We start from the raw sequence: 22610 nt of genomic DNA, 5'->3' as shown, positions 1-22610 counted from the left end.
CAACATCTCTGATCAGTGAGGAAACGACAGATGTCCAAGAAAACCCTTAAGAATGTCGCGCTGGGCTCCGCCTCCGCGCTGGCGCTGGCTGCGGCCGGCACCGCTTCCGCCGTTGAGTTCCAGGCTGGTAACACCAGCGTCAACGTTTACGGCTATGCCCAGCTCGACATCATTTATGATGTTGACGCCGATCTCGGCAGCCGCAGCGCCCAGGACGTTGGTGCCGCTTCCGACACCGACAACACTGGCCACTTCTCGATGGACGCCTCCACCAGCCGTCTGGGCGTGGAAACCCGCACCCCCACCAGCATGGGCGGCGACCTGCGCACCGTGATTGAAGGCGACTTCTACGGCGGCGGTGGCGGTACCTTCCGCCTGCGTCGTGCTTTCGGTGAGTGGAACGGCATTCTGGCCGGTCAGGAATGGTCCAACTTCGTGACCTTCATCGGCTCCACGCCGACCCTCAGCTTCACCGGCACCCTGGGCTACCCCCGCGGCGCCCGTAACGCCCAGTTGCGTTACACTTTCGACAACTTCTCCATTGCGCTGGAAGACGTTGGCCAGGGTGATTTCTTCGACGGTAGCGATGCCGGCGCCGGAATCGAAAAGCGTTCCCTGCCCGACCTGACCCTGCGCTTCCAGGACACCTCCGGCCCGGTCAACTTCGCCACCGGTGCTGTTCTGCGTCAGATCGAATGGGAATTTGACGATGGTACCGACAACGAAAGCGAATCCGCCTTCGGCTTCGGCCTGATGGGTGCCGCCAGCATGGAAGTTGCTCCCGGCACCACGATTCGCGGTGTTATCACCGGTGGTCCCGGTATTGGTACGTACATGTACGTCAACCCGGCCTCTGCTGCCTTCACCGATACCACCAGCGATCTCGACGTCGAGCCGATTACTGCCTACGGCGGTACCATTGGTCTGAGCCAGGCGCTGGGTCAGGGCAACCTGAACATCGCCTACAGCACCACCATCGCCGACCTCGACGACGCGGTTGATGACGGTACGCTCACCGAAGACAACATCGAGCAGCTGACTGCCGTTTACCTCAACTACATCTGGTCGCCGGTGAACCGCGTGACCTACGGGGTTGAAGTGAGCTGGAACGAAGCCAAGACCCAAGGCGGCGACTCCGAAGACGCCGTTCGTCTGCAGGGTTCGGTCCGGTACAGCTTCTAAGCTGATCCAGACTGTTTAAGTCTGCACGAACGCCCCCGGTTTTCCGGGGGCGTTTTTTGTTGTGAGTTTTTTGCATGGATTGGTGTGATTGGTTTAGGTGTGGATGTCATAGTGAAGGCCGGTTACGGTGCGTTACGCCGTTCCCGATCGACGCTCTATGCCGAGGGCGGCCAAAGCCCGCCGTAGGGTGCTGTTAGGCCGAAGGCCGTAACGCACCGCATCGGTAATCGTTCAGGCACCACGGCGTCCATCCAGCGCCGTTTCGGTGCGTTACGCGCTGCGCGCTAACGGCACCCTACGGTACATTGGCCATGGTCACGGGGCGGTTAACATTGCACGAGGGAGTCAAATGACGCTTGCTTACTGGATTGTGCTGGTGGCGGCTGTGATGCCGGTGGTGTTTGCGGGCATTGCCAAGGCCGGGGGCGAGGCCTACGACAACCGCAACCCGCGGGACTGGCTGGCGCGACAGGAGGGCTGGCGCAAGCGCGCCAATGCCGCACAGCAGAACAGCGTGGAGGCGTTCGCGCCCTTCGCGGCCGCCGTGATCATCGCCCATCAGCTCGGTGCGGGACAGGCCACCATCAACACCCTGGCTGTGCTGTTCATTCTCTGCCGCGTCGTCTACGGTGCGCTCTATATCAAGGACATGCACAGCCTGCGCAGCCTGGCCTGGCTGGCGGGCTTCGGCTGTGTGATTGCCCTGTTCATTGTGTCCATCTGATCATGGCCATGTTGACGTCCCTGGTTCCGCCCACAGCGCTCAGCGAGCGCCACATCCGCGCCCGGGGGCCGGGTGGTCAGCATGTGAACACCAGTTCCACGGCGGTGCAGTTGCGGCTTGATCTGGCACGCAGCCGCCTGCCCATGGCGGTGCTGGAGCGACTGCGCGTCCTGGCCGGCAGCCGCCTGACCGTGGACGACGAGATCGTCATCACCTCGGACAGCCACCGCAGTCTGCAGCGCAACCGTGAAGACGCCGCCGAGCGCATGGCGGCGCTGATTCTGGAGGCGCGGCGGCAACCCCGCCGCCGCGTCCCCACCAAGCCCACCCGCGGTGCCAAGGAGCGGCGATTAGCCGGCAAGAAGGGCCAGGGCCGGAAGAAGGCTCTGCGGCAAAAACCTGTCCGGGATACGTGAATAGGTAGGGTGCTGTTAGCGCTTGCGCGTAACGCACCGCAACGGCGTCAGAGTCGGCGTGGTGCCCGAACGATTACCGACGCGGTGCGTTACGGCCTTCGGCCTAACGGCACCCTACGGCGGGCTTTGACCGCGCACGGGATAACCCTCCGATCGGGCACGGCGTAACGTAGGGTGCGTTAGCGCTTGCGCGTAACGCACCGCAACGGCGCCGGGATGGCCGTCGTGGTGCCTGAACGATAACCGATGCGGTGCGTTACGGCCTTCGGCCTAACAGCACCCTACGGCGGGCTTCGACCGCGCACGGGATAACCCTCCGATCGGGCACGGCGTAACGTAGGGTGCGTTAGCGCCTACGCGTAACGCACCGCAACGGCCTCGGATAGCCGGCGTGGTGCCTGAACGATTGCTGATCCGGTGCGTTACGCGCTGCGCGCTAACACACCCTACGGGAGGCGGATGATTCGCTCGAGCATGTCGGCATCATCAAATTGGCGGCGGCCGACGAAGGCGGTGGCGTGGCGGCCGTGCTGGCGCATGGCACCGGCGTCGGGGACGCCGGATACCCAGAACAGCGCCCGTTCGTCCCGCGACGTGCCGTCCACCATGCCATCCGGCCGAAACAGGCTTTGGTAACCGCCGTCCGGCCCACGCAGCCGCGTGAGATCCCGATACGGCGCCAACGCGTACTCGCGACCCGTATTCACATCATCGCTGCTGCCAATCGCCGCCACGTAGTGGCTACGGTCCTGCAGGCGGACCACCCAGCGCTCCCCTTCCCCGGGCAGCGCCGGCCCGTCAAGCACCAGCGGCCGCTCGGCATAGCCGTGATCGGCGCGGGCCTCGGCCTCGCCGAGCAGGTAATGCTGCTGATAGCAACCGCAATTGTGCATCGTCTCAAGGTGCACCGGCATGCCCTGCTCCGACAGGGTGATGCGCACGGTCATGCCGTCGAGGCGACCGCCGAGGATGTCCAGCACGTGGGCCTTTGGCCGCGATGAAAACCAGAACGTATAGTTGAGACGGGGCAACGCCGCCCCGTTGTAACGGGCGTGATCCAGATAGGTGTAGACCCGGGGCGCGCCGGTGAGCACGTTGGGTCGCCCCGCGGACTCCCAGAACGGCGTGCCGATCCGGTTCCAGGGCTCATCGGCCTCCGCTTCGATCACCGGCGCATGCACCGCGAACAGCAACTCCGCCGCCATGGCGTCGGGCTCCAGCCGCCCCAGCCCGTCCCTGGGGGCGGCGGCAAGGGCCTCCGTGGCGCGGCGAACGTCGGTCTGCGTCGTCGCCGCTGGCACATAACGCACCGGCGCGGGTTCACCGTGTACGTGATTATCGAAATTCTCCGGCACCCGGTTCTGCCAGACCCGCACGCCCGCCAGGATGCCGAAGCGGGTCAGCGGATAGACGCCGGCCCAGCGGTGCCAGGTGATATATTCATCCGGGATTTGCGCCGCGCTCACCAACTGCGCCCGGGCCGCGTCGTCATGCTCCGTGGCGTTGGCCAGCCGTTCGCCGCACTCAAGCAGCGTGGAAATCACGTCACCCTCCCCTGTCTGTTCGCGAAGCGCCTCCCGCTCCCTGTGGCCCAGATTCACGTATTCGGACAGGCGGGCATGCACCTCCCGCTCCCGCAGCGCCTGCAACCAGGCGTCATGGTCGGCCGCTTCGCCCTGGGCGGCCAGCCAGCGATCACTGCGCAGCCAGGGCGCACCGGGCACGGCGCCACCGCTGCCATCCTCTGCTCCGGCTGTCGCCACGGCAGACTCCACTGCGGTGTATAACCGCTCGCAGGCGGCAAGCGCCGGATCGTCGTCGGCCGCAACCGGCGGGGCAACAGGCCGGGCCGCGCAGGCTGCCAGCAGGCAGACGGCACCCAGCAATGGAAAGAGCCGGATCACATGCTTTTGATTCATCACTACTCCGTCACTGCGCCGGCGCATCAGTTCCACCACAGCGGAGGGGCGCTTCCTTGAGTATACTGGCGCCGGTTTCAGCGGAGGCAGCAATGAGTCAACTACCCCACCTGACGGACACCGGCGAAGTGCACATCGTGGATGTGGGCGACAAGGACAAGACACGCCGGGTGGCCATCGCGGAAGGCCGGATTCTCATGCAACGCGCCACCATGGATGCGGTCCTGGCGCAGCAGATCAAAAAGGGTGATGTGCTGGCAGTGGCCCGGATCGCGGGGCTGATGGCGGCGAAGCGGACGTCGGACATCGTGCCCCTGTGTCACCCCATTTCCCTGACCCATGCCGAGGTGGTGATCACGCCGCTGGAGGACGAACCGGGGTTCCTGTGCCGGGCCGAAACCGTGACGGTGGAGCGCACCGGCGTCGAGATGGAGGCCCTGCACGCGGTGCAGGCGGCCCTGCTCACGATCTATGACATGTGCAAGGGCATGGACCGGGGCATGGAGATGAGCGGCATGCGGCTCATGCACAAGAGTGGCGGGCGCTCGGGGACGTGGGATCGGGCCGGGTGATCGGGCCGGGCGAGCGGGCTTGGGCCAGCGTGGGTTGCGGTGCGTTACGCGCTGCGCGCTAACACACCCTACGGCGGGGTCTGGGAACGGGGGGCGGGTGCGCCGCTCGGAGACACGCCGTGAACCCATCCCTGGGGGCTCGTATGCGAGGTCCCTCTCGCATACGGTCTCCGAGCGACGCACCCGCACCCCGTTTGTGCCATCTTCGTGGGGTGCCATGCCCACCGCCATAATGGTGCGTTACGGCCTTTGGCCTAACGCACCCTACATGTGGCCTTGCCCGCTGTAGGGTGTGTTAGCGCGCAGCGCGTAACGCACCGTCAAACAAACTTCTTACTCCGCCAGCCTGTTGGTCTTGGCCGCGAAGATGAAATCGTTCTCGTGCAGGCCACCGATCTTGTGGGTCCAGATCACCACCGTGGCGTAGCCCCAGCCGAACGTGATGTCGGGATGATGGCCCTCCTCCTCGGCCAGTTCGCCGACCCGGTCCACGAAGCGGTTGGCCTCGACGAAGTTGCCGAACTTGAATGTGCGCTCAAGCCGGGTTGCGTCGTGGGTCAGCTCCCAGCCTTGCACATCCTTCAACATGGCTTCCGCCTCGGCCCGGGGCATGGGGTCGATACCGCCCTGGCATGGGGTGCAGGTCTTGCTGGTCAAGTCCATAAGGCCTCCTGGTGATGAAGCGAGTTCGGGAACAGGTTACGATGCCTGCGTGTCCATGTAGTTCAGTGGTTGTGGTACGACAGCCCGAATTCAAGACCTCACCCGGATTTCACCGGTGTGACCAAAGAGCAAGAAGAGCTTATGACTGAGAACCGGAGTTCCTCGGCCGGCAAGCGCGTCGGTCTGTTTCCAACCTGCCTGGTCGACCTGTTCAGACCTTCTGTGGGATTCGCCACGGTGAAACTGCTGGAAGACGCCGGCTACAGTGTTGATGTGCCCGATGGTCAGACCTGCTGCGGGCAGCCCGCCTACAACAACGGCGACGATGAACGGGCCAGGGGTCTGGCGCGGCAGGTGATCGAGGCCTACAGGGGTTACGACTACGTAGTGGTGCCATCGGGCTCCTGCGGGGGGACCATCATCACCCATTACTCCGAGATGTTCCGGAATGACCGGGAGTGGCAGGACGCCGCCATGGAGCTGGCCGGCCGCACCTGGGAGCTGACCCGCTTTCTGCGTGAAGTTGCCCAGGTGGAGAGCCTGCAGGCCAACTACACCGGCAAGGTCACCTACCATGACTCCTGCTCGGGTCTGCGCGAACTCAATATCCGCGAGCAGCCCCGGCAATTGCTGACGGGGGTCACGGGGCTGGAACTGCGGGAAATGGCCGACACCGACGTGTGCTGCGGATTTGGCGGCACCTTCTGTGTGAAGTATCCCGAAATTTCCGAGCGCATGGTCAGCAACAAGGTGGAGAACATCCGCCAGACCGGCGCCGACACCCTACTTGCCGGCGACCTGGGCTGCCTCATGAACATGGCTGGGCGACTTCAACGCGAGGGCGTGCCGGTCAAGGCCTACCACGTGGCCGAGATACTCGCCGGCATCGACGACACACCCGCTATCGGCGAGGGGGAGACGCGATGAAATCCACCGCCCATGCGTTCAAGGCCAACGCCAACCGCGCCCTGAAGGACGACCAGCTGCAGCAGGCGCTGGCCAAGGCCAAGGACGGCTTTGTGTTGAAGCGCGCCAAGGCCTTCGAGCACTACCCGGAGTTCGAGCGGCTGCGCGAACACGGCAAACGGATCAAGGACCACACGCTGGCCCACCTGGACCACTACCTGGAGCGCTTCGAGGAGCAGGTCAAGGCCCGGGGCGGCCATGTGCACTGGGCCGAGACGGAACAGGAAGCCCGGGAGATCATCGTCGGCATCTGCCGCAAGCACAAGGCTCGCAGCGTCACCAAGGGCAAGACCATGGCCGGCGAAGAGGTGAGCCTGAACGAGGCCATCGAGGAGGCCGGAATCGAGGCGGTGGAGACCGACCTCGGCGAATACATCATCCAGCTCGCCAAGGAGCCACCCAGCCACATCATCGCGCCAGCGGTCCACAAGACCCGGCAGCAGATATCCGAACTGTTCGACACCCACCATCACAAGGGTGCCCTCAAGGCCAAGCTACGGGAGGTGCCGGAGCTGGTGAACGAGGCGCGCGGCGTGCTGCGCAGCAAGTTCCTGGCCTCGGATGTGGGTATCACCGGCGCCAACTTCCTGGTGGCGGAGACCGGATCGATGTTCCTGGTGACCAACGAGGGCAACGGCGACCTGACCCACACCCTGCCGCCGGTGCATATCGCCATCGCCGGCATCGAGAAGCTTGTGCCCCGCATGGAGGATGCTTCTGCCCTGCTGAGGCTGCTGGCCCGCAGCGCCACGGGTCAGGACGCTTCCTGCTACACCACCATGGTCACTGGGCCGAAGCGAGAGGGTGACCCGGACGGGCCGGAAGAATTCCACATCGTGCTGCTGGACAATGGCCGCACCCGCATGCTGGGCAATCAGTTCCGGGAAATGCTGCGCTGCATTCGCTGCGGTGCCTGCATGAATCACTGTCCGGTGTATTCCGCCATCGGCGGCCATGCCTACGGCTGGGTCTACCCGGGCCCTATGGGCTCGGTACTGACGCCGATGTTCGTGGGCCTGGATGGCACGAAGGATCTCCCCAATGCCTGCACCCTGAACGGGCGCTGTCAGAGCGTCTGCCCGGTGAAGATTCCCCTGCCGTCCCTGCTCCGCGATCTGCGGCAACAGCAATTCGAGGCGGGATTGGTGGGCAAGAGCACCCGCTGGGGTCTGGGGATCTGGGGCTTTTTCGCCCGCCGCCCCGGACTCTATCACTGGGCCAGCGGTCTCGGCATGCGTCTGCTGGGGCGCCTTGGGCGACGACGCGGACGCTTCTCATCCCTGCCCATGGCCGGCGCCTGGACCGGCAGTCGGGATTTCCCGGCCCCCCAGGGCAAGACGTTCCATCAACTGTGGAAACAGCGGAAGGAGTCGGGACAATGAGCGACGCCCGCGAGCGCATACTGGCAAAAGTCCGCAAGGGTATCGGGCGAGACATGCCGATCATGGCCAGCGAAGCCCGAAAGGCGCTGGACGGCGGCGTAGGCTCGGAGTTACCACCCCGGCCGCTGTGGACGGAGGATCCTGTTGACCGTTTCCTGGATCGCTTCGCTGCTGCGGCAGGCACTTTCAGCAGGGTGAGTAGCACAAGCGGTGCCGCCGAAGCGATTTCCGCCTACCTGCGGGAGCGCAAGCTGGAACCCGTCCTCAGGGTTGCCGGCCACCCGTTGCTGGAAAAGATCGACTGGCCGGGCGATCTGCGCATCGAACTCGACAGCCCGGTGGCAGATGCGGTAGTCAGCGTTTCCGTAGCGGAAGCCGGCCTTGCTGAGACCGGCACACTAGTGATGTATTCCGGGCCGCAATCCCCCACGGAGATGAATTTCCTGCCGGAGTATCACATCGTCCTGCTCAAGCGGCAGGATATCGTGGGGTACATGGAAGACGTCTGGAACCGCATGCGGCCGTGGGAAGGCTTTCCGCCACGGGTCTTGAATTTCATCACCGGCCCGTCACGCACTGCGGACGTGGAGCAGACCCTGCAGCTCGGCGCCCACGGGCCGCGGAGTCTGCATCTGGTGTTGCTGGAAGGTTAGCGAGCCGGGGGTCGACGCGGATACGGTGCGTTACGCGCTGCGCGCTAACACACCCTACAGCGGGCACGGCCCCTCGTAGGGTGCGTTAGGCCGAAGGCCGTAACGCACGGATCGGGCGACGGAAAACTGCAATAAAAAACCCCCGCGCCGATCCATCGGCGCGGGGGTTTTTTCTGGGCCTGATCCGTCTAGACGGCGGCCTGATGGGCCGGTCGGCCGTTGTTCGTCCACATGAAGCCGATGAACAGCGCGACTACGGCGATCCACGCCAGGAACCAGACCGCGCTGTAGATCAGCGCCATGCCCAGCACACCGGCCGCGGCCACATAGTAGGTCATGGGGATCAGGGTCTTGCGAATGATCAAGCCTTCGCGACCCAACAGACCCACTGTGGCGCAAGCAGCGACCACGTTGTGCACCGTGATCATGTTACCGGCGGCACCACCCACAGCCTGCAGGGCAACGACGATGGCAGCATCGGTCGCACCCAGGCCGATGTTATCGGCGGTGGAGAACTGGAACAGGGAGAACATCATGTTGCTCACCGTGTTCGAGCCGGCAATGAACGCACCCAGTGCACCGATCAATGGCGAGAACAGTGGCCAGAACGCACCGGTGGCCTGCGATACACCCTCGGCGAGAATCTCCGGCATGGAAGGCAGACCGTCAAGCTGAGCCATGGCTCCAACATAGGACACGCCATCGTCGAGAAGCGCTTCCATGGCCGAGCCATCAATGCTCTGGGTGTTCAGGAACACCTGCACCATGGGTACGGCAAAGAGCAGCGCCGCGCCGGCCCCGACGATCATCTTGCCGGACGACTTCCAGGCTTCCATGTAAGCACCGGGAACTTTCCACATCTTGTGCAGGAAGTAGGCCGCCACCGAGCCCAGGATCAACACGAAGCCAGGCAGATACAACGGCTGCGACGCTGTGTTGATCCCCGTACCAAAGATATTGGTCCAGGAGAACGTTACTGCCTCCGCCCGCAACATATCGGTAATGGGGTCGATGGTGCGGGTGATCACCAGCAGCGCCGCCACAACCACGTAGGGCATCCAGGCGTTCAGCAGGCCGACCTGCTTGTTTTCCTCGAGGGCCGGTTCCTTGACGTCCTGCAGGTCGCCGATCCACTCCTTCTCCCACTGCGCCCGCTCGGGGAAGTCGAACTTGTCCTCGGGCATGAGGAAGCCGGCACGCGCGGCGGGCACCACGATGGCAAGACCAATCAGGCCACCCAGCAGGCTCGGGAAGGCCGGGCCAAGCACCAGCGCCACCAGGTAGTAAGGCACGATGAATGCCAGCGCGGCGAAAATGGCGAACTTCCAGACTGCGAGGCCTTCGCGGAAGGAGCGATTGACGCCAAAGAAGCGGGTCAGCATGCCTGCCATGATAAGCGGCACAAGAATACCGATGATGCCGTGGATCATGGCGACTTGTACGCCGATGTGGCTGACGTACTGCTCGAAACCGAAGGAACCGGAAATCGACTGGTTGACGATCGTCTGATCACCAAGGCCGGTGCTTACACCCACCAGGATGGGCGTGCCCACCGCACCAAAGGACACCGGTGTGCTCTGGATGATGAGCGCGCACATGACTGCGGCCATGGCAGGGAAACCGATGGCAAGCAGCAGCGGCGCTGCAATGGCGGCCGGCGTACCGAAACCGGACGCGCCTTCAATCATGGAACCGAACAACCAGGCGATGATGATGGCCTGGACGCGGCGGTCGGGCGAAATGTCACTGAAGCCCTGGCGGATGGTGGCAATGGCACCACTCTCCCGCAGGCTGTAGAGCAGCAGTATCGCCCCGAATACGATGAAGAGGATATTCAGCGCAGTGACCAGGCCGTGAACCGAGGCCGCCATGGCTGTTGTGAAACTGGTTCCCCACAGCGTGACGGCGATCACCACGGTGACACCATAGGCCAGGGGCATTGCGTGTTTGGCCGGCCATCGCAGCACGACCAGGAACACAAACACCGTGATAATCGGTGCCAGTGCCAATAGGAACAAGATCGGCAAACTCATTCGCCTTCTCCTCTCGATATTTTTGACTGTCGAGACCTGAACGCCCTTGCTTGTGGCAATGAACGTCCGGAGTGAGCGCGCTGGAATCCGTGGCGTATCCGCCCGGCACGCCTTGAGGCAGCTCGCCTACCGTTTGAGCGCGGTGGGCGAAAGCACATCCCTGCCGATTGACGGTCCGTAGGTGCGTAACCCTAGACGAAATATAAGAAAAAATACAGGGCACGCCATTCTGTCCGGGTGAAAGCAGCCATCCTGAGGCTCCCGTTTGTGTCGGTGAGGACCCCCAAGACGGGCTACCAACGGTTTTGGAAACCGCTGCCGTAATGGGCCGTGGTAGCTGGCGAAACGCCCTGAGATTGACTACCATGGATTCTCAAGAAAAATTGGAAATGGTATTCAAAAACGATGGTTCGTCGAGCAAGCGCAGGGACAGGTCAGCGACGCAAAAAGGGTGCTGGTAGCGATAACCCGGGCACCGTACAGGCACTCAATCGGGGCCTTGGGCTACTCGCCGCGCTGGCGCAGGAACCCCAGGGCGTCCTGCTCACCGACCTCGCCAAGCGGGTCGGCCTGGCAGCCTCCACAACCCATCGACTGCTGGCCACCCTGGAGCAGGCGGGTTTCGCCGAACTCGACGACATGTCGGGTCTCTGGCGGGTAGGCGTACGGACGGTCTCCGTGGGTAGCGCTTTCCTGAGGGGGCGCGATTTCGTGGCACTGGCCCGCCCGCTCATGCGCGGACTCACCGATGCGTCCGGCGAGACCAGCAACATGGCCATTCGCCGCGATGACGCTGCCGTCTATATCAGTCAGGTGGAATCCAGCGCGATGGTCCGGGCATTTTCAAAGCTGGGCGACCGGGTGCCACTCACCTGCTCCGGCGTCGGCCTGGCTTTGCTCACCATGGAGTCGGAAGACGATATTTCCGCCCTGCTCCACCGCACCGGCCTGCCGAGCTTCACACCCAAGTCCATCGACACACCGGCCAAGCTGCGGGAAGTGCTGGCGCTGGGGCGCTCCCGCGGCTATGTCATCGACGACGAGGCCCATGCGCTGGGCATGCGCTGCGTCGCCGCGCCATTTTTCGATGTGCATGGTGAAACCGTGGCTGCGGTGTCCATATCCGGCCCCACGGCCCGCCTGACGGAAAACCGCGCACTGGAGCTGGGCAGCGTGGTGGCCCGGACCGCCCGGGAGATCACCGATCGCATCGGCGGACGCCCGCCGGAAGGTTTCGGCGTCGACTGATAGCCGTTGTCAGCGAAAGACGCTGGAGAGATCCACGTCAGGCTCTCTGGGGCTCAGATCCAGCGTGTTTTCCAATGCATCCAGATGCGCCACCGCCAAGGCTGCGGCCTCGTCTCCCCGGCCCGTCAGTATGGCCTCGGCAATCCCCTCGTGTTCACCCTCCATGTAGCAGGGTGAGGCTCCTGGCGTCTTGTAAAGGGCTACGGTCAATGACGTGCGCGACACCAGCTCTTTCAGGTAGCGGCGGTAGACCGAATTGGCGCTGCATTCGGCGAGCTGTCGATGAAATTCGATGGACAGGCGCACCCGTTCCTCGATGTGGTGCATGCGCTGCGCTGCTTGCTCCCGCTGGAGCAAGTCTGCGATCTGCCTGGCCTGCGCTTTGGTCAATGACCCTGCCAGTTCACGAACAACCTCGGCCTCCAGCAGCCGTCGCGCCTCGAAGATATCCCGGGTTTCACTCACCGACGGGCTTGCCACACGGGCCATCTGATTCGGCCTGCGTGTGACGATATGCTCATGGGCGAGGCGGGACAGCGCCTTGCGGACCACGATGCGGCTGACGCCGAACGCATCCCCAAGGCTTTTCTCCGGCAGACGCACGCCTGGCGGCAGCCGGCCGTCCAGCACCGCGTCATAGACACCGCGATAGACCGCATCATCGGCGTTCCCCGGACGGCGTTTCCGGGGTGGCCGCTCGACGGCGGCCTCGGTGCTCATCGCTCCAGCCCCTGGTACCAGGCGGAGATCATGGCACGCTCCTCATCGGTGATCCCGGTCACATTGCCCGGTGGCATGGAGCGATTGGCCACCACGGTGGCGTGAATGCGTGAAGCCAGTCGGTGAACGTCGGCGTCGTCCTGCAAGCGGATACCGCCCTGGGCCACGTTGGCGGCATGGCAGGCGATGCAGCGCTGATCCAGCACGGCGCGAATGGCCTGGTCGTCCACAGGCTCGGAAATCTCCGGCAAGTCGGCGCCGCCCGGGGCTCGCGTGTCCGGCATGGTAATGAAGAACGCCAGCACCATGAGCAGGGCGCCGGCGGGCAGTATCCAGACCTTGCGCTGCGGCAGGTGTCGCACGTTGAAGTAGTGCCGGACCGCCGCCCCGGCGGCCATGATCAGCACCAGGACCAGCCAGTTCCACTCATGGGCGTAGGTGGACGGATAATGATTGCTGATCATGATGAACAGCACCGGCAACGTCAGGTAGTTGTTGTGTCGGGAACGCTGCAGCCCGGCCTTGCCCTTGTCCCCATCCGGCGCGCGGTTCTCCTTCAGGGCATCCACCAGGTCCCGCTGGTTTGGAATGATGACGAAGAACACATTGGCCACCATGATGGTGCCCATGGCCGCCCCGACGTGAATGAAGGCACCACGGCCACCGAACAGGCTGGTCATGGCAATGGAGAGCAATACCAGCAGCACTGCGATCACCCCGGCCAGCAGCATGGGCCGCTCCGCCATCCGGGATTTGCAGAGCTGATCGTAGACCACCCAGCTAACAGCCAGCGTGGCGAGACCAAGGACGATGGCCAGAGCCGGCGAAAGATCCGCCACTCGGGGATCGATCAGGTAGGACTGGGTGTTGAGGTAATACACCAGAATCAGCAGCACCATGCCGGTGATCCAGGTGAAATAGGCCTCCCATTTGAACCAGTGCAGGGTCTGCGGCAGTGAGGGAGGCGCCACCTTGAATTTCTCAAGGTAGTAGAACCCGCCACCATGAATGGCCCACAGATGGCCAGCCATCCCTTCCCGATTGCGGGAGGCGGCACGGTCGAGGCGATTTTCGAGAAAGTTGAAATAGAACGATGCGCCGATCCAGGCGACCCCGACGATCACATGGAACCAGCGGAAGATCAGCTCAAGCCAGTCGTGCAGATGGGCAGTCATTTCCGATATCCCGAATCACTGAACCCGCGACATTTAGCCGCCACTAGCTACCTCGATAGGTGGTGTAACCGTAGGGGGAAACCAGCAGCGGGACGTGGTAATGCTGCCCGGCGTCATCAATCCCGAAGCGGACAACCACTTCGTTCAGAAACGGTGTTTCCGGCAGCGCTAGCCCTGCATTACGAAAGTAGTCCCCGGCGTGAAACACCAGTTCGTATTGCCCGGGAGGGAATTCCCTGCCCTCCAGGACAGGCCCATCGCAGCGCCCGTCGGCGTTAGTCCGCACCTGCCGCAGCAATCGCGATTGCCCGTCCTCAATCCGATAGGCATCAATGGCCAGGTCGCGTCCGGGCAGGCCCTGGGCCGTATCCAGCACGTGCGTCGTCAACTTCCCCACGAAAAATCTCCCTCCATCACCATGCCTGTGCCAAGTGCATTAACAACGATAAAAGTGTATCCACTATTTGGCATCACGAGCACTTTTCTATCGCCGATTCGCGTATGTATGCCCGTTCGACTCCCGGGTCGGCTCTGCCTACACTGTATACAGTCCTTCAGCGGAGACGCGCTATGCCCGCGCACCACCCTCTTTCACCACCGCCAAGCTCACTGGACAAGTCGGCCTTCATGGCCAGATACGGCCATGTGTACGAGCACTCGCCCTGGATTGCCGAGGCCACCTGGCAAGCCGGGCTGGACCAGCGCCACGACACCGCAGAAGGGCTGGCGGGCGCCATGGCGGCGGTGCTGTCGCGGGCCACATCCGAGCAACAACTGGCGCTGTTGCGCGCTCACCCCGAGCTTGCGGGCAAGGCCGCCATCCGCAATGAGCTGACCGTGGATTCAAGCTCTGAGCAGTCCGGCGCCGGCCTTGACCAGTGCACGGCGCAGGAGTTCGAGCAGTTCCAGACGCTGAATCACGCCTACAATGCACGCTTCGGTTTCCCCTTCATCATCGCCGTCCGTGGCCTGCATCGCACCGATATTCTCAGGGCCTTCTCTGCCCGGGTTCATAACCCGCCAACTGTGGAAATCGAGACCGCCATCGAACAGGTCAACCGCATCGCTTTGCTGCGGCTTCAGGCGCTCGCCCTGTCCCCGGAGTAACACCACCCCGGAGCACACCCGTCTACAGTGAGCTCTGCCCCCGATGGGCCCAGCCGGTCATGCGCTTTTCGAGTTGGGCGAAAAACTCGTACATGATCATGGCCATGACGCTGATGACGATCAGGCCGGCAAACACCAGCGGCATCCGCATCTGCGAACCGGCGCTCATCATCAGGTAGCCAATCCCCTGGTTCGAGGCCACCGTCTCCGAGACCACGGCCCCCACAAAGGCCAGGGTGATGGCCACCTTCAATGAGGCGAAAAAGTACGGCAGCGATCGCGGCAGCCCCACCTTCAGCAGCACATCCATGCGCTTTGCCCCCAACACACGCAGCACGTCCTCCATCTCGGGCTCCAGCGTCGCGAGCCCGGTGGCCACGTTCACCAGGATCGGGAAAAAGCAGATCAGAAAGGCCGTGAGGATGGCGGGCACCGAACCGATGCCGAACCACACCACGAGGATGGGCACGAATGCGACCTTGGGAATGGCGTTGAAACCCACCAGCAATGGGTAGCAGGCGTGGTACATGAACCGAGAGGAACCCACGATGAAACCCAGCACCAGACCGGTGGCCACCCCTAGCCCGAAGCCCACCATGGTGGTCCAGAATGTCTGCCAGGAATGAACGCCGATGGGACCGGCGAAGTTGTACAGCGCCTGGGCCGTCGCCCAGGGGCCCGGAAAGATGAACTCCGGCACGGCGAGTATCCACACGGTGAATTCCCAGATCACCACCAGCGCCGCCACGGCGATCCACGGGGCGAAACGTTCCAGCATTCTGTTATTCACATCAGGCTCCCCGGATTTCCCCGATCTGCGCGCGCAGCCCATGGACAAGATTCGTGAACGGTTCGCTGTAGGTCACTTCCAGGCCGCGGGGCCGTTCCAGATCAATGCGATGGGTATCGATGATGCGCCCCGGCCGTTTGCTCATGACGTACACGGTATCTGCGAGAAACACTGCCTCTCGCAGATCATGGGTCACCAGGACCACCGTGAACCGCTGGGCCTCCCAGAGATCGCGCAGCACGCACCAGAGTTCTTCACGGGTAAAGGCGTCCAGTGCGGCAAAGGGCTCATCGAGCATGAGCAACCGCGGCTCGTGCACCAGCGCCCGGCAGATGGAGGCACGCTGCTGCATGCCCCCGGATAACTGCCAGGGATACTGATGCTCGTAACCTTCCAGACCAACGGTGCGCAACAGGGCCTTGGCCTGCTCCACGAATTTGGCCTTGTCCCGGCGGAAACGGCGCCGGTAGGGTTCGACGATCTCCAGCGGCAGCAGCACGTTGTCCAGCGTGGTCCGCCACGGCAGCAGCGTTGCATTCTGGAAGGCCATGCCCGAGATCTTGAGCGGACCCGTCACCGGCTTGCCGTCTACCTCGACCTTGCCGGTGGTTGGCGGCCGCAAACCGGTGCAGAGCTTCATGAAGGTGGATTTGCCGCAACCACTGGGGCCGACGAAGGCCACGAACTCCCCCTCGTCGATGGTCAGGCTGATGTCCTCGATGGCGTTCCCTGAGTCGTCGTAGGCCAGGCTGACGTCCTGGAATGAAACGAAGGGCCGTGAGGCTCCCGTCGCTGCCGCGACGGGAGCCTCGCGATCGGCCTGCGCAGCACCCACCCGGTTTTCTCGTGCGCTCTGTTCTGCCATATCAGTCAGGGAAGATCATCCGATCCTGCTGATCCGGCAGGAACTCGGAGGAAAACACCGAATCGGCATCCGGCACCTGGGGCAGATCGTAGGCGTCTGCAACGAGTTGGATGGATCGTTCAAGCCGCTCCTGGTTCACCGCGCCTGCACCATGAGCGCGGGCATCTTCAGTGTCGATGGAGCTCTCGATGGCGAGGCGCAGGCGCCGGGTTTCCATCTCCACGTCGATGAGCGAGTCGCGATTGCGCACATACTGGATGGCCGCATCCGGGTCGGCCAGGGTCTCGCGAAGTGCGCGATTGAAGGCCCGCAGGAAACCACTCACGGCCTCCGGGTTGCTCTCGGCAAACCGGTTACTAACCACGATGGCATTGCCATACAAGGGCACATCGAATTCCGGGAACGGCATGATGGTCAGGTCGTCCATACCCATGCCGCGGGATTCCAGGTTGAGCAGGCTGGTGAAGTAGAAACCGGTGATTGCATCCACGTCACCGCGCACCAGCAGGGTTTCGCGCAGGGCGGGGTCGACGTTCTGCCAGTCGACACTGTCGGCAGCCAGCCCATTGGCGCTGGCAAAAATACCCCAGGCCCGGTAGCCGGTATCGAAGGACGGTGCGCCCATGGTCTTGCCTTCCAGGTCAGCCGGGGATTCGATACCCCGATCACGGCGGGCGAAGACAGCGGCCGGGGTGCCGTCATACACCACATAGACGCCCTTGATGCCGGGGCCATCCGGGTTGTTTGCCAGAAACTCCACCAGGGCGTTCATGTCGCCAAAGCCCATCTCGTAGGCCCCGGATGCCACCCGGTTGATTGCACCGGCGGAGCCACTGCCGGAATCCACCACCACGTTCAGACCTTCTTCGGCGAAGTAGCCCCGCTCCACGGCCATGAGAAATGGGGCGCTGGGGCCCTCGAACCGCCAGTCGAGTTGAAACCGGATGCGGGTCTCCTGGGCCGAGGCAGCGCTGGCAAACAGCACACCGGCAACCACCGAGACCGCCGCGCAAGATAGATAGTGCTTCCATCGAAACATGGGTGAACCTCCCTCGTGATTGAATCGATTGCCTTCCCGGCGACCCGCGGCGGCGTCTCGGCCAGGCCTTTCTGCAACTTCCCGAACAGTATGCAATCTGCTCCAAGTATTGGCGACGACTGCAGGAACTCTGCCAAGTCCTGTTACCCGCGAGTCCGTCATACCCGCTGCTCCATGGCGAGAAGCTGGGCGGCGATGGCAATGGCGATGTCCGCCGGGGCCTTGCCACCCACCCCCGGCAGGCCGACGGGACAGATGAGCCGTTGCCTGGCGGCATCCTCCAGGCCCATATCCCGCAAGCGGTGCAGCATGCGGCCACGCTTGGTTGCCGAGCCGATGGTGCCGACCAGGGCCAGGTCATCCCGGCGCAGCCCGGCAGCCACCACCTGCAGGTCCAGGTCGTGACTATGACTCATCGCCAGCAGTGCTCCGCCGGCAGGCAGGACCTGCATGATCGACGCCGGCTCCACGAATTCGTGGCGGCGGGCGTTGCCCGGCATGGCATCCGGAAACAGTGACGCCCTTGCATCAAACCAGTGCACGCGGCAGTGCACCGGGCCCAGCACGTTGACCAGCGCCTGCCCGACATGCCCTGCTCCGACGATGGCAATGACCAGCGGTGGCGGATACAGCGGCTCGAACAGCACCGTCATGCGCCCGCCGCAGGCCTGGTCTATGGCATCGTTGAGGATGAACTCCTCCTCGTGAGGCGCCGGGTCTGCCGCATCGAGCAGCGTGCGGGCCTTCTGCTGCGCCAGCAGTTCAACCGTGCCCCCGCCGAGCGTTCCCACGGACTCGGTGGCACTGACCACCATCTTGGCCCCACCCTCCCGCGGCGCCGAGCCGGCGCTGCGCAGCAGGGTCACCATGACGCAGGGCGTGTCCGCCTCCTCGAAACGCTTGAGTGCCGCGAGCCACGGTCTCACGTCTCGGCCACCGTCTTCCTGCCTGGTGCCTCTTGCAGCCCCCGGGCGCGCAGTTGCTCCATGGCCATGAATACCCGCTCGGGCGTGGCCGGGGCATCCAGCGGGACGCTGCCTGGGCCCGGTGCAACACTGGCCACGGCGTCCTTGAGGGCGTGGAACACACTGATGGCCAGCATCAGTGGCGGCTCCCCCACCGCCTTGGAGCGGCGAACGGTGGCTGCGGGGTTGCGGCTCCAGTCGGCAATGCGGACGCGGAAATCCGTTGGCGTGTCCCCTGCCGCAGGGATCTTGTAGGTGCTGGGCGCATGGGTGGTGAGGCGGCCGCGGTCGTCCCAGCAGAGTTCCTCGGTGGTCAGCCAGCCCATGCCCTGGATGAAGCCACCCTCTATCTGGCCGATATCAATAGCAGGGTTCAGGGATTGGCCACAGTCGTGGAGGATGTCGGCCCGAAGCAGGCGGTACTCACCGGTGAGCGTATCCACAAGCACCTCGCTGCAGGCAACACCGTAGGCGAAATAGAAGAAAGGCTTGCCGCGCAGGGTGCTCTTGTCCACATGGATATCCGGTGTGGCGTAAAAGCCGGTATCCGAGAGCTGGATACGATGCAGATAGGCGAGCTTGCAGAGCTCGGGGAAGCTGCAAAGCCTACGCTGCCCGGCAAACAGGGCGTCATCCACGAGGCGCAGCCCGGACTGCTGCACGGAGAAATGCGAGGCCGCAAATTCAAGCAGCCGGGCTCTGATCTTCCCACAGGCAGCCACGGCAGCGGCACCGTTGAGATCGGAGCCGGAGGATGCAGCAGTTGCGGAAGTGTTGGGGACCTTGCCGGTGGTGGTGGCCGTCACCCGCACCCGCTCCATGGCAACACCGAACTCCTCCGCCACCAGCTGCGCAACCTTGGTGTACAGGCCCTGGCCCATCTCGATACCGCCATGGTTCAACTGCACGCTGCCATCGGTGTACACCAACACCAGCGCCCCGGCCTGATTGAGGTGCGTGGTGGTAAAGGAAATCCCGAACTTCACCGGCGTTATTGCGAGCCCCTTGCGAAAAACAGGGTGACGGCGATTGAAATCCGCCACCGCACGGCGTCGTGCAGCATACTCGGCGCTGTGCTCAATCTCGTCGAAAAGCTGCGGCAGGATGTTGTGCTCTACCACCTGTCCATACGGGGTAAGACTGCGCTCGCCCTTGCCGTAGAGGTTCGCCCGTCGAACGGCCAGGGGGTCCAGACCCAGGTGGCGGGCGATTTCGTCGAGGAGGTATTCAATTGCCATCATCCCCTGGGGCCCGCCAAAACCCCGGAAGGCGGTGTTGGACACTGTATTGGTGAAGCAGCGGTGCGAGACAATGCGCACGTTGGGCAGGTAATAGGCATTGTCCGCGTGGTACATCGCCCGGTCATTGATCGACGCGGAGAGATCCGGAGAAATGCCGCAGCGCGAGGCCAGCATGAACTCAACGCCGTGGATGCGGCCCTCGTCGTCGAAGCCGGCGTCGTAGTCCACGAGGAAATCATGCCGTTTGCCGGTCATCACCATGTCGTCGTCGCGGTCGAGCCGCAGCTTGACCGGGCGGCCCGCGCGCTGCGCCAGTAGTGCCGCGATGGCGGCGATGTGGGCGGGCTGGGTCTCCTTGCCGCCGAAGCCGCCCCCCAGGCGACGGGCTTCCACCACCACGGCATGGTCGGGCACACCGAGCACGCCGGCAACCAGATGCTGCACCTCCGAGGGATGCTGGGTGGAGCTGTAGACCAGCATGTCGCCGCCTTCCTGGGGCACCGCCATGGCGACATGGCCTTCCAGGTAGAAGTGGTCCTGGCCACCGATGCGCAGCCGCCCCCGCAGCCGATGTGGCGCCTGCCGAATGGCGCCGCCGGCATCGCCCTGGGCGATTTCGCGGGTAGGCAGTACAAAGGCCTGCTTCTCCAGGGCCTGGTCAATTTCCAGTATGGCGTCGCGGTCGTCGTAGCCAACATCGGCCAGCATGGCTGCGAATCGCGCCTGGGCAATGCTGTTCGCCGCTACGGCGAACAGCGCCTGACCATGGTAGAGCACCTCGCCATTGGCGAAGACGAGATCTCCCGGCGCGACCGGCCCCACATCGGTGCCGGCAGGGAGATCATCGAAGGTCATCACCGCCGCGACGCCGGGGGCCGCTCGACACGGAGAGACATCCAGTTGGCTGATCCCGGCATGGGCCCGGTCACTCAAGCGCACCCAGGCATGCAGCAGATCGCGGGGCTCGGGCAGATCGTCGATGTAAAGCGCGCTGCCGGTCACATGGCCCACCGCGGATTCATGGGCAAGCGCATGATGTGCCGTGCGGGCCGACTCCGCGGCCTTGAAGCCAGCCCAGCCGTCGCGCCGACTCACAGCGCCGCCTCACGATAGTGGGGAACCCGCGTCACCAGTTCCGGCTGGGTGGCTTCCAGCAGGCAGCGCCGGAGCAGCTGGCGCATCATGCGGCGCCGGTAATCGGCGCTGGCACGCATGTCGCTGAGGGGCTGGAACTCCTGTTCCAGGGTGTCCGCAGCATCTTCCACCGCCTCTGCAGTCCACGGGCGCCCGGTCAGCGCCTGCTCGGTGGCCAGGGCGCGGGCCGGAATGGCCGCCATGCCACCGACCCCAATGCGCACCTCTTGCACCACACCGCCGTCAAGGCGCAGCAGAATGCCGAGACAGGCAGCAGAAATGTCCTGATCGAAGCGCTTCGAGATCTTGTAGCAACGCAGCACGCAATCAGGGCGCAACGGGATGCGAACGCGCTCCAGGAATTCCCCGGGTTGCAGGTTCGTCATGCGGTAGTCCAGATAGAACGCTTCGATCGGGACCGTGCGTTGCTGGTCTGCGCGGCGCAGCACCAATTCTGCGCCCAGCGCGATGAGCACGGGCATGGAATCACCGATGGGCGAGCCATTGGCGACATTGCCGCCAATGGTGCCGGTATTGCGGATCTGTACCGATGCGAAACGGCGCAGCAGCTCCCCGAAGTCGGGATAGTGTCGGGCGATTGGTTGCATTGCACGCCCATGGCTCACCGCTGCACCGATGTCCAGGTATTGGTCGCACTCGGCAATGCTGGATAGCTCCACCACGCGATTGGTATCAATGAGGTTATCCAGCACTCGATGCTGCTTGGTGACCCACAGCCCCACGTCGGTGCCGCCGGCAAGCAGCGTGGCGTCCGGCTCGGCGGCAAGCCGCGTCGCCAGGGCATCGACGCTGCGCGGCGCGAAGTAGCGCCGTCCGTGGACACTCAAGTCCAGGGGCTCACCATCGTCAAGAGCCTGCAGTCTTGCCAGGGTCGCCGCTTCGCGCCGGGTGAAGTGGTCTTCTCGCTGTCCTGCACCCAACACTTCGCGGCCGGCATCGAGTATTGGCCGATAGCCGGTACAGCGGCACAGGTTGCCTGCCAGCACATCCTCCAGGCGCAGATCATCCTCGGCACTGCCCTGGTGGAATCGGGCAAACAGGGACATGACAAAGCCCGGCGTACAAAAGCCGCATTGGGAGGCATGGGCCTTAACCATGGCTGCCTGCACGGGATGCAAGGCGCCATCCGGGTCGCGCAGATGCTCGACGGTGATGAGTTGCCGGCCGTGCAAGACGGGAAGAAACAGGATGCAGGCATTGACGGCCGTGTAGGAGAGGCCGCCGTGGGCGTCGGGCTCGGCAAGGACAACGGTGCAGGCACCACAATCGCCCTCGGCACAACCCTCCTTGGTCCCGGTGCGTCGCGCCTCGGTGCGTAGCCACTCGAGTACGGTCATGTTCGGATCGACGCCAGTCAGCGACTGCTCCTCGAATCCGAGCAGGAAGCGGATTGCCTGCCCCATGTGTCACCTCAAGCTCTCCCTGAACTCAAAGTGTATACATTGTTTCCGAGCTTGCAAAGGCAATACAAATTATTGTTTTTAATTATTTTTTATAAATTTGCACTGTCGTGATGCACCATTGAAGAGGCCCGCACCGTGATGGTTCAAAAATTGAAGTGGATGCACTTTTCTCAATGAGCGTTGTGGTGAGGTGTGCCATGGAGCAAGTGCGGTTGCGGTGCGTTACGCGCTGCGCGCTAACACACCCTACAGCGGGCACGGCCTCCCGTAGGGTGCGTTAGGCCAAAGGCCGTAACGCACCACAACCGACGTGGCAATAGCACCCCATGGCCATGGCACAAACGGGGGGCGGGTGCGCCGCTCGGAGACCGTATGCAAGAGGGACCTCGCAT

Annotated in this window: 21 protein-coding genes; 9 read left to right on the top strand and 12 right to left on the bottom strand. The window is 63.6% G+C overall.

Annotation, left to right across the window (positions count from 1 at the left end):
* The first annotated feature begins 30 nt into the window (after positions 1-30).
* The 3 genes from J2T57_RS15885 (at position 31) to arfB (ending at position 2322) form a co-directional block, all read left to right on the top strand.
* Positions 31-1182 (top strand): DcaP family trimeric outer membrane transporter, encoded by a 1152-nt coding sequence (locus J2T57_RS15885; protein WP_253480709.1) that lies wholly within the window; start codon positions 31-33, stop codon positions 1180-1182.
* A gap of 349 nt (positions 1183-1531) precedes the next feature.
* Complete coding sequence (locus J2T57_RS15880; RefSeq protein WP_253480706.1) at positions 1532-1906, top strand: MAPEG family protein; 375 nt, start codon at positions 1532-1534, stop codon at positions 1904-1906.
* 2 nt (positions 1907-1908) lie between these two features.
* Positions 1909-2322 carry an alternative ribosome rescue aminoacyl-tRNA hydrolase ArfB gene (gene arfB / locus J2T57_RS15875; RefSeq protein WP_253480704.1) on the top strand — a complete coding sequence of 138 codons (414 nt, stop codon included), beginning with the start codon at positions 1909-1911 and terminating at the stop codon, positions 2320-2322.
* A gap of 446 nt (positions 2323-2768) precedes the next feature.
* Here arfB and J2T57_RS15870 read toward each other — a convergent pair whose 3' ends face one another.
* Positions 2769-4241: a hypothetical protein gene (locus J2T57_RS15870; protein ID WP_253480701.1), complete on the bottom strand. Its 1473-nt coding sequence runs from the start codon at positions 4239-4241 to the stop codon at positions 2769-2771.
* A gap of 92 nt (positions 4242-4333) precedes the next feature.
* Between J2T57_RS15870 and moaC the strand changes: the two genes are divergently transcribed.
* Positions 4334-4813, top strand: coding sequence for a cyclic pyranopterin monophosphate synthase MoaC (moaC, locus tag J2T57_RS15865; protein ID WP_253480698.1), 480 nt, complete (start codon positions 4334-4336; stop codon positions 4811-4813).
* Positions 4814-5146: 333 nt separating this feature from the next.
* Here moaC and J2T57_RS15860 read toward each other — a convergent pair whose 3' ends face one another.
* A complete protein-coding gene (locus tag J2T57_RS15860; protein ID WP_253480695.1) occupies positions 5147-5476 on the bottom strand; it encodes a 4a-hydroxytetrahydrobiopterin dehydratase in 330 nt (109 codons plus the stop codon).
* Positions 5477-5617: 141 nt separating this feature from the next.
* On the opposite strand from J2T57_RS15860, the gene J2T57_RS15855 reads away from it, so the two are divergent.
* The 3 genes from J2T57_RS15855 to J2T57_RS15845 are packed head-to-tail and all read left to right on the top strand — an operon-like array spanning position 5618 to position 8477.
* The gene (locus J2T57_RS15855; protein ID WP_253480692.1) at positions 5618-6403 is read left to right on the top strand and encodes a (Fe-S)-binding protein; all 786 of its coding nucleotides are present in this window, start codon (positions 5618-5620) and stop codon (positions 6401-6403) included.
* Positions 6400-7824: a LutB/LldF family L-lactate oxidation iron-sulfur protein gene (locus J2T57_RS15850; protein WP_253480689.1), complete on the top strand. Its 1425-nt coding sequence runs from the start codon at positions 6400-6402 to the stop codon at positions 7822-7824. The genes J2T57_RS15855 and J2T57_RS15850 overlap by 4 nt, the downstream gene beginning before the upstream one ends.
* Positions 7821-8477 (top strand): LutC/YkgG family protein, encoded by a 657-nt coding sequence (locus J2T57_RS15845; RefSeq protein ID WP_253480686.1) that lies wholly within the window; start codon positions 7821-7823, stop codon positions 8475-8477. The genes J2T57_RS15850 and J2T57_RS15845 overlap by 4 nt, the downstream gene beginning before the upstream one ends.
* 188 nt (positions 8478-8665) lie before the next feature.
* On the opposite strand, the gene J2T57_RS15840 is transcribed toward J2T57_RS15845, so the two are convergent.
* Entirely contained in the window at positions 8666-10510 is a 1845-nt protein-coding gene (locus J2T57_RS15840) for an L-lactate permease (RefSeq protein ID WP_253480683.1), read from the bottom strand.
* A 405-nt stretch (positions 10511-10915) separates the two neighbouring features.
* On the opposite strand from J2T57_RS15840, the gene J2T57_RS15835 reads away from it, so the two are divergent.
* Positions 10916-11758 carry an IclR family transcriptional regulator domain-containing protein gene (locus J2T57_RS15835; protein WP_253480680.1) on the top strand — a complete coding sequence of 281 codons (843 nt, stop codon included), beginning with the start codon at positions 10916-10918 and terminating at the stop codon, positions 11756-11758.
* Between the two features lie 9 nt (positions 11759-11767).
* On the opposite strand, the gene J2T57_RS15830 is transcribed toward J2T57_RS15835, so the two are convergent.
* The 3 genes from J2T57_RS15830 to uraH are packed head-to-tail and all read right to left on the bottom strand — an operon-like array spanning position 11768 to position 14050.
* Positions 11768-12478 carry a GntR family transcriptional regulator gene (locus tag J2T57_RS15830; protein ID WP_253480678.1) on the bottom strand — a complete coding sequence of 237 codons (711 nt, stop codon included), beginning with the start codon at positions 12476-12478 and terminating at the stop codon, positions 11768-11770.
* On the bottom strand, positions 12475-13653 hold the full coding sequence (locus J2T57_RS15825; protein ID WP_253480674.1) for a urate hydroxylase PuuD: 1179 nt from the start codon (positions 13651-13653) through the stop codon (positions 12475-12477). Before J2T57_RS15825 ends, J2T57_RS15830 begins: the two co-directional genes overlap by 4 nt.
* Before the next feature lie 43 nt (positions 13654-13696).
* Entirely contained in the window at positions 13697-14050 is a 354-nt protein-coding gene (gene uraH / locus J2T57_RS15820) for a hydroxyisourate hydrolase (RefSeq protein ID WP_253480671.1), read from the bottom strand.
* 173 nt (positions 14051-14223) lie between these two features.
* On the opposite strand from uraH, the gene uraD reads away from it, so the two are divergent.
* On the top strand, positions 14224-14760 hold the full coding sequence (gene uraD, locus J2T57_RS15815) for a 2-oxo-4-hydroxy-4-carboxy-5-ureidoimidazoline decarboxylase (RefSeq protein WP_301289459.1): 537 nt from the start codon (positions 14224-14226) through the stop codon (positions 14758-14760).
* 22 nt (positions 14761-14782) lie between these two features.
* On the opposite strand, the gene J2T57_RS15810 is transcribed toward uraD, so the two are convergent.
* The 6 genes from J2T57_RS15810 to xdhA form a co-directional block, all read right to left on the bottom strand.
* Positions 14783-15550, bottom strand: coding sequence for an ABC transporter permease (locus tag J2T57_RS15810; RefSeq protein ID WP_253480654.1), 768 nt, complete (start codon positions 15548-15550; stop codon positions 14783-14785).
* Position 15551: 1 nt separating this feature from the next.
* On the bottom strand, positions 15552-16415 hold the full coding sequence (locus tag J2T57_RS15805) for an ABC transporter ATP-binding protein (RefSeq protein ID WP_253480651.1): 864 nt from the start codon (positions 16413-16415) through the stop codon (positions 15552-15554).
* A 1-nt stretch (position 16416) separates the two neighbouring features.
* The gene (locus J2T57_RS15800) at positions 16417-17454 is read right to left on the bottom strand and encodes an ABC transporter substrate-binding protein (protein WP_253480647.1); all 1038 of its coding nucleotides are present in this window, start codon (positions 17452-17454) and stop codon (positions 16417-16419) included.
* Positions 17455-17612: 158 nt separating this feature from the next.
* Positions 17613-18380 carry a xanthine dehydrogenase accessory protein XdhC gene (gene xdhC, locus J2T57_RS15795; RefSeq protein WP_253480645.1) on the bottom strand — a complete coding sequence of 256 codons (768 nt, stop codon included), beginning with the start codon at positions 18378-18380 and terminating at the stop codon, positions 17613-17615.
* Positions 18377-20755 (bottom strand): xanthine dehydrogenase molybdopterin binding subunit, encoded by a 2379-nt coding sequence (gene xdhB / locus J2T57_RS15790; protein WP_253480643.1) that lies wholly within the window; start codon positions 20753-20755, stop codon positions 18377-18379. Before xdhB ends, xdhC begins: the two co-directional genes overlap by 4 nt.
* Positions 20752-22218 (bottom strand): xanthine dehydrogenase small subunit, encoded by a 1467-nt coding sequence (xdhA, locus tag J2T57_RS15785; protein ID WP_253480641.1) that lies wholly within the window; start codon positions 22216-22218, stop codon positions 20752-20754. The genes xdhB and xdhA overlap by 4 nt, the downstream gene beginning before the upstream one ends.
* Positions 22219-22610: the final 392 nt, after the last annotated feature.

Source organism: Natronocella acetinitrilica, assembly GCF_024170285.1.
GTDB lineage: Bacteria > Pseudomonadota > Gammaproteobacteria > Nitrococcales > Aquisalimonadaceae > Natronocella > Natronocella acetinitrilica.
Note: the sequence above shows the minus strand (reverse complement) of the source record. Positions and strands in the feature narration are given on the sequence as shown.

Coding starts and splice junctions, on each gene's coding strand:
- J2T57_RS15830 (WP_253480678.1), bottom strand. CDS start 12,478: ATGAGCACCGAGGCCGCCGTCGAGCGGCCACCCCGGAAACGCCGTCCG.
- J2T57_RS15870 (WP_253480701.1), bottom strand. CDS start 4,241: ATGAATCAAAAGCATGTGATCCGGCTCTTTCCATTGCTGGGTGCCGTC.
- xdhA (WP_253480641.1), bottom strand. CDS start 22,218: ATGGGGCAGGCAATCCGCTTCCTGCTCGGATTCGAGGAGCAGTCGCTG.
- J2T57_RS15835 (WP_253480680.1), top strand. CDS start 10,916: ATGGTTCGTCGAGCAAGCGCAGGGACAGGTCAGCGACGCAAAAAGGGT.
- J2T57_RS15885 (WP_253480709.1), top strand. CDS start 31: ATGTCCAAGAAAACCCTTAAGAATGTCGCGCTGGGCTCCGCCTCCGCG.
- J2T57_RS15855 (WP_253480692.1), top strand. CDS start 5,618: ATGACTGAGAACCGGAGTTCCTCGGCCGGCAAGCGCGTCGGTCTGTTT.
- J2T57_RS15800 (WP_253480647.1), bottom strand. CDS start 17,454: ATGTTTCGATGGAAGCACTATCTATCTTGCGCGGCGGTCTCGGTGGTT.
- moaC (WP_253480698.1), top strand. CDS start 4,334: ATGAGTCAACTACCCCACCTGACGGACACCGGCGAAGTGCACATCGTG.
- uraD (WP_301289459.1), top strand. CDS start 14,224: ATGCCCGCGCACCACCCTCTTTCACCACCGCCAAGCTCACTGGACAAG.
- J2T57_RS15840 (WP_253480683.1), bottom strand. CDS start 10,510: ATGAGTTTGCCGATCTTGTTCCTATTGGCACTGGCACCGATTATCACG.
- arfB (WP_253480704.1), top strand. CDS start 1,909: ATGGCCATGTTGACGTCCCTGGTTCCGCCCACAGCGCTCAGCGAGCGC.
- J2T57_RS15805 (WP_253480651.1), bottom strand. CDS start 16,415: ATGGCAGAACAGAGCGCACGAGAAAACCGGGTGGGTGCTGCGCAGGCC.
- J2T57_RS15860 (WP_253480695.1), bottom strand. CDS start 5,476: ATGGACTTGACCAGCAAGACCTGCACCCCATGCCAGGGCGGTATCGAC.
- J2T57_RS15825 (WP_253480674.1), bottom strand. CDS start 13,653: ATGACTGCCCATCTGCACGACTGGCTTGAGCTGATCTTCCGCTGGTTC.
- J2T57_RS15880 (WP_253480706.1), top strand. CDS start 1,532: ATGACGCTTGCTTACTGGATTGTGCTGGTGGCGGCTGTGATGCCGGTG.
- J2T57_RS15850 (WP_253480689.1), top strand. CDS start 6,400: ATGAAATCCACCGCCCATGCGTTCAAGGCCAACGCCAACCGCGCCCTG.
- J2T57_RS15845 (WP_253480686.1), top strand. CDS start 7,821: ATGAGCGACGCCCGCGAGCGCATACTGGCAAAAGTCCGCAAGGGTATC.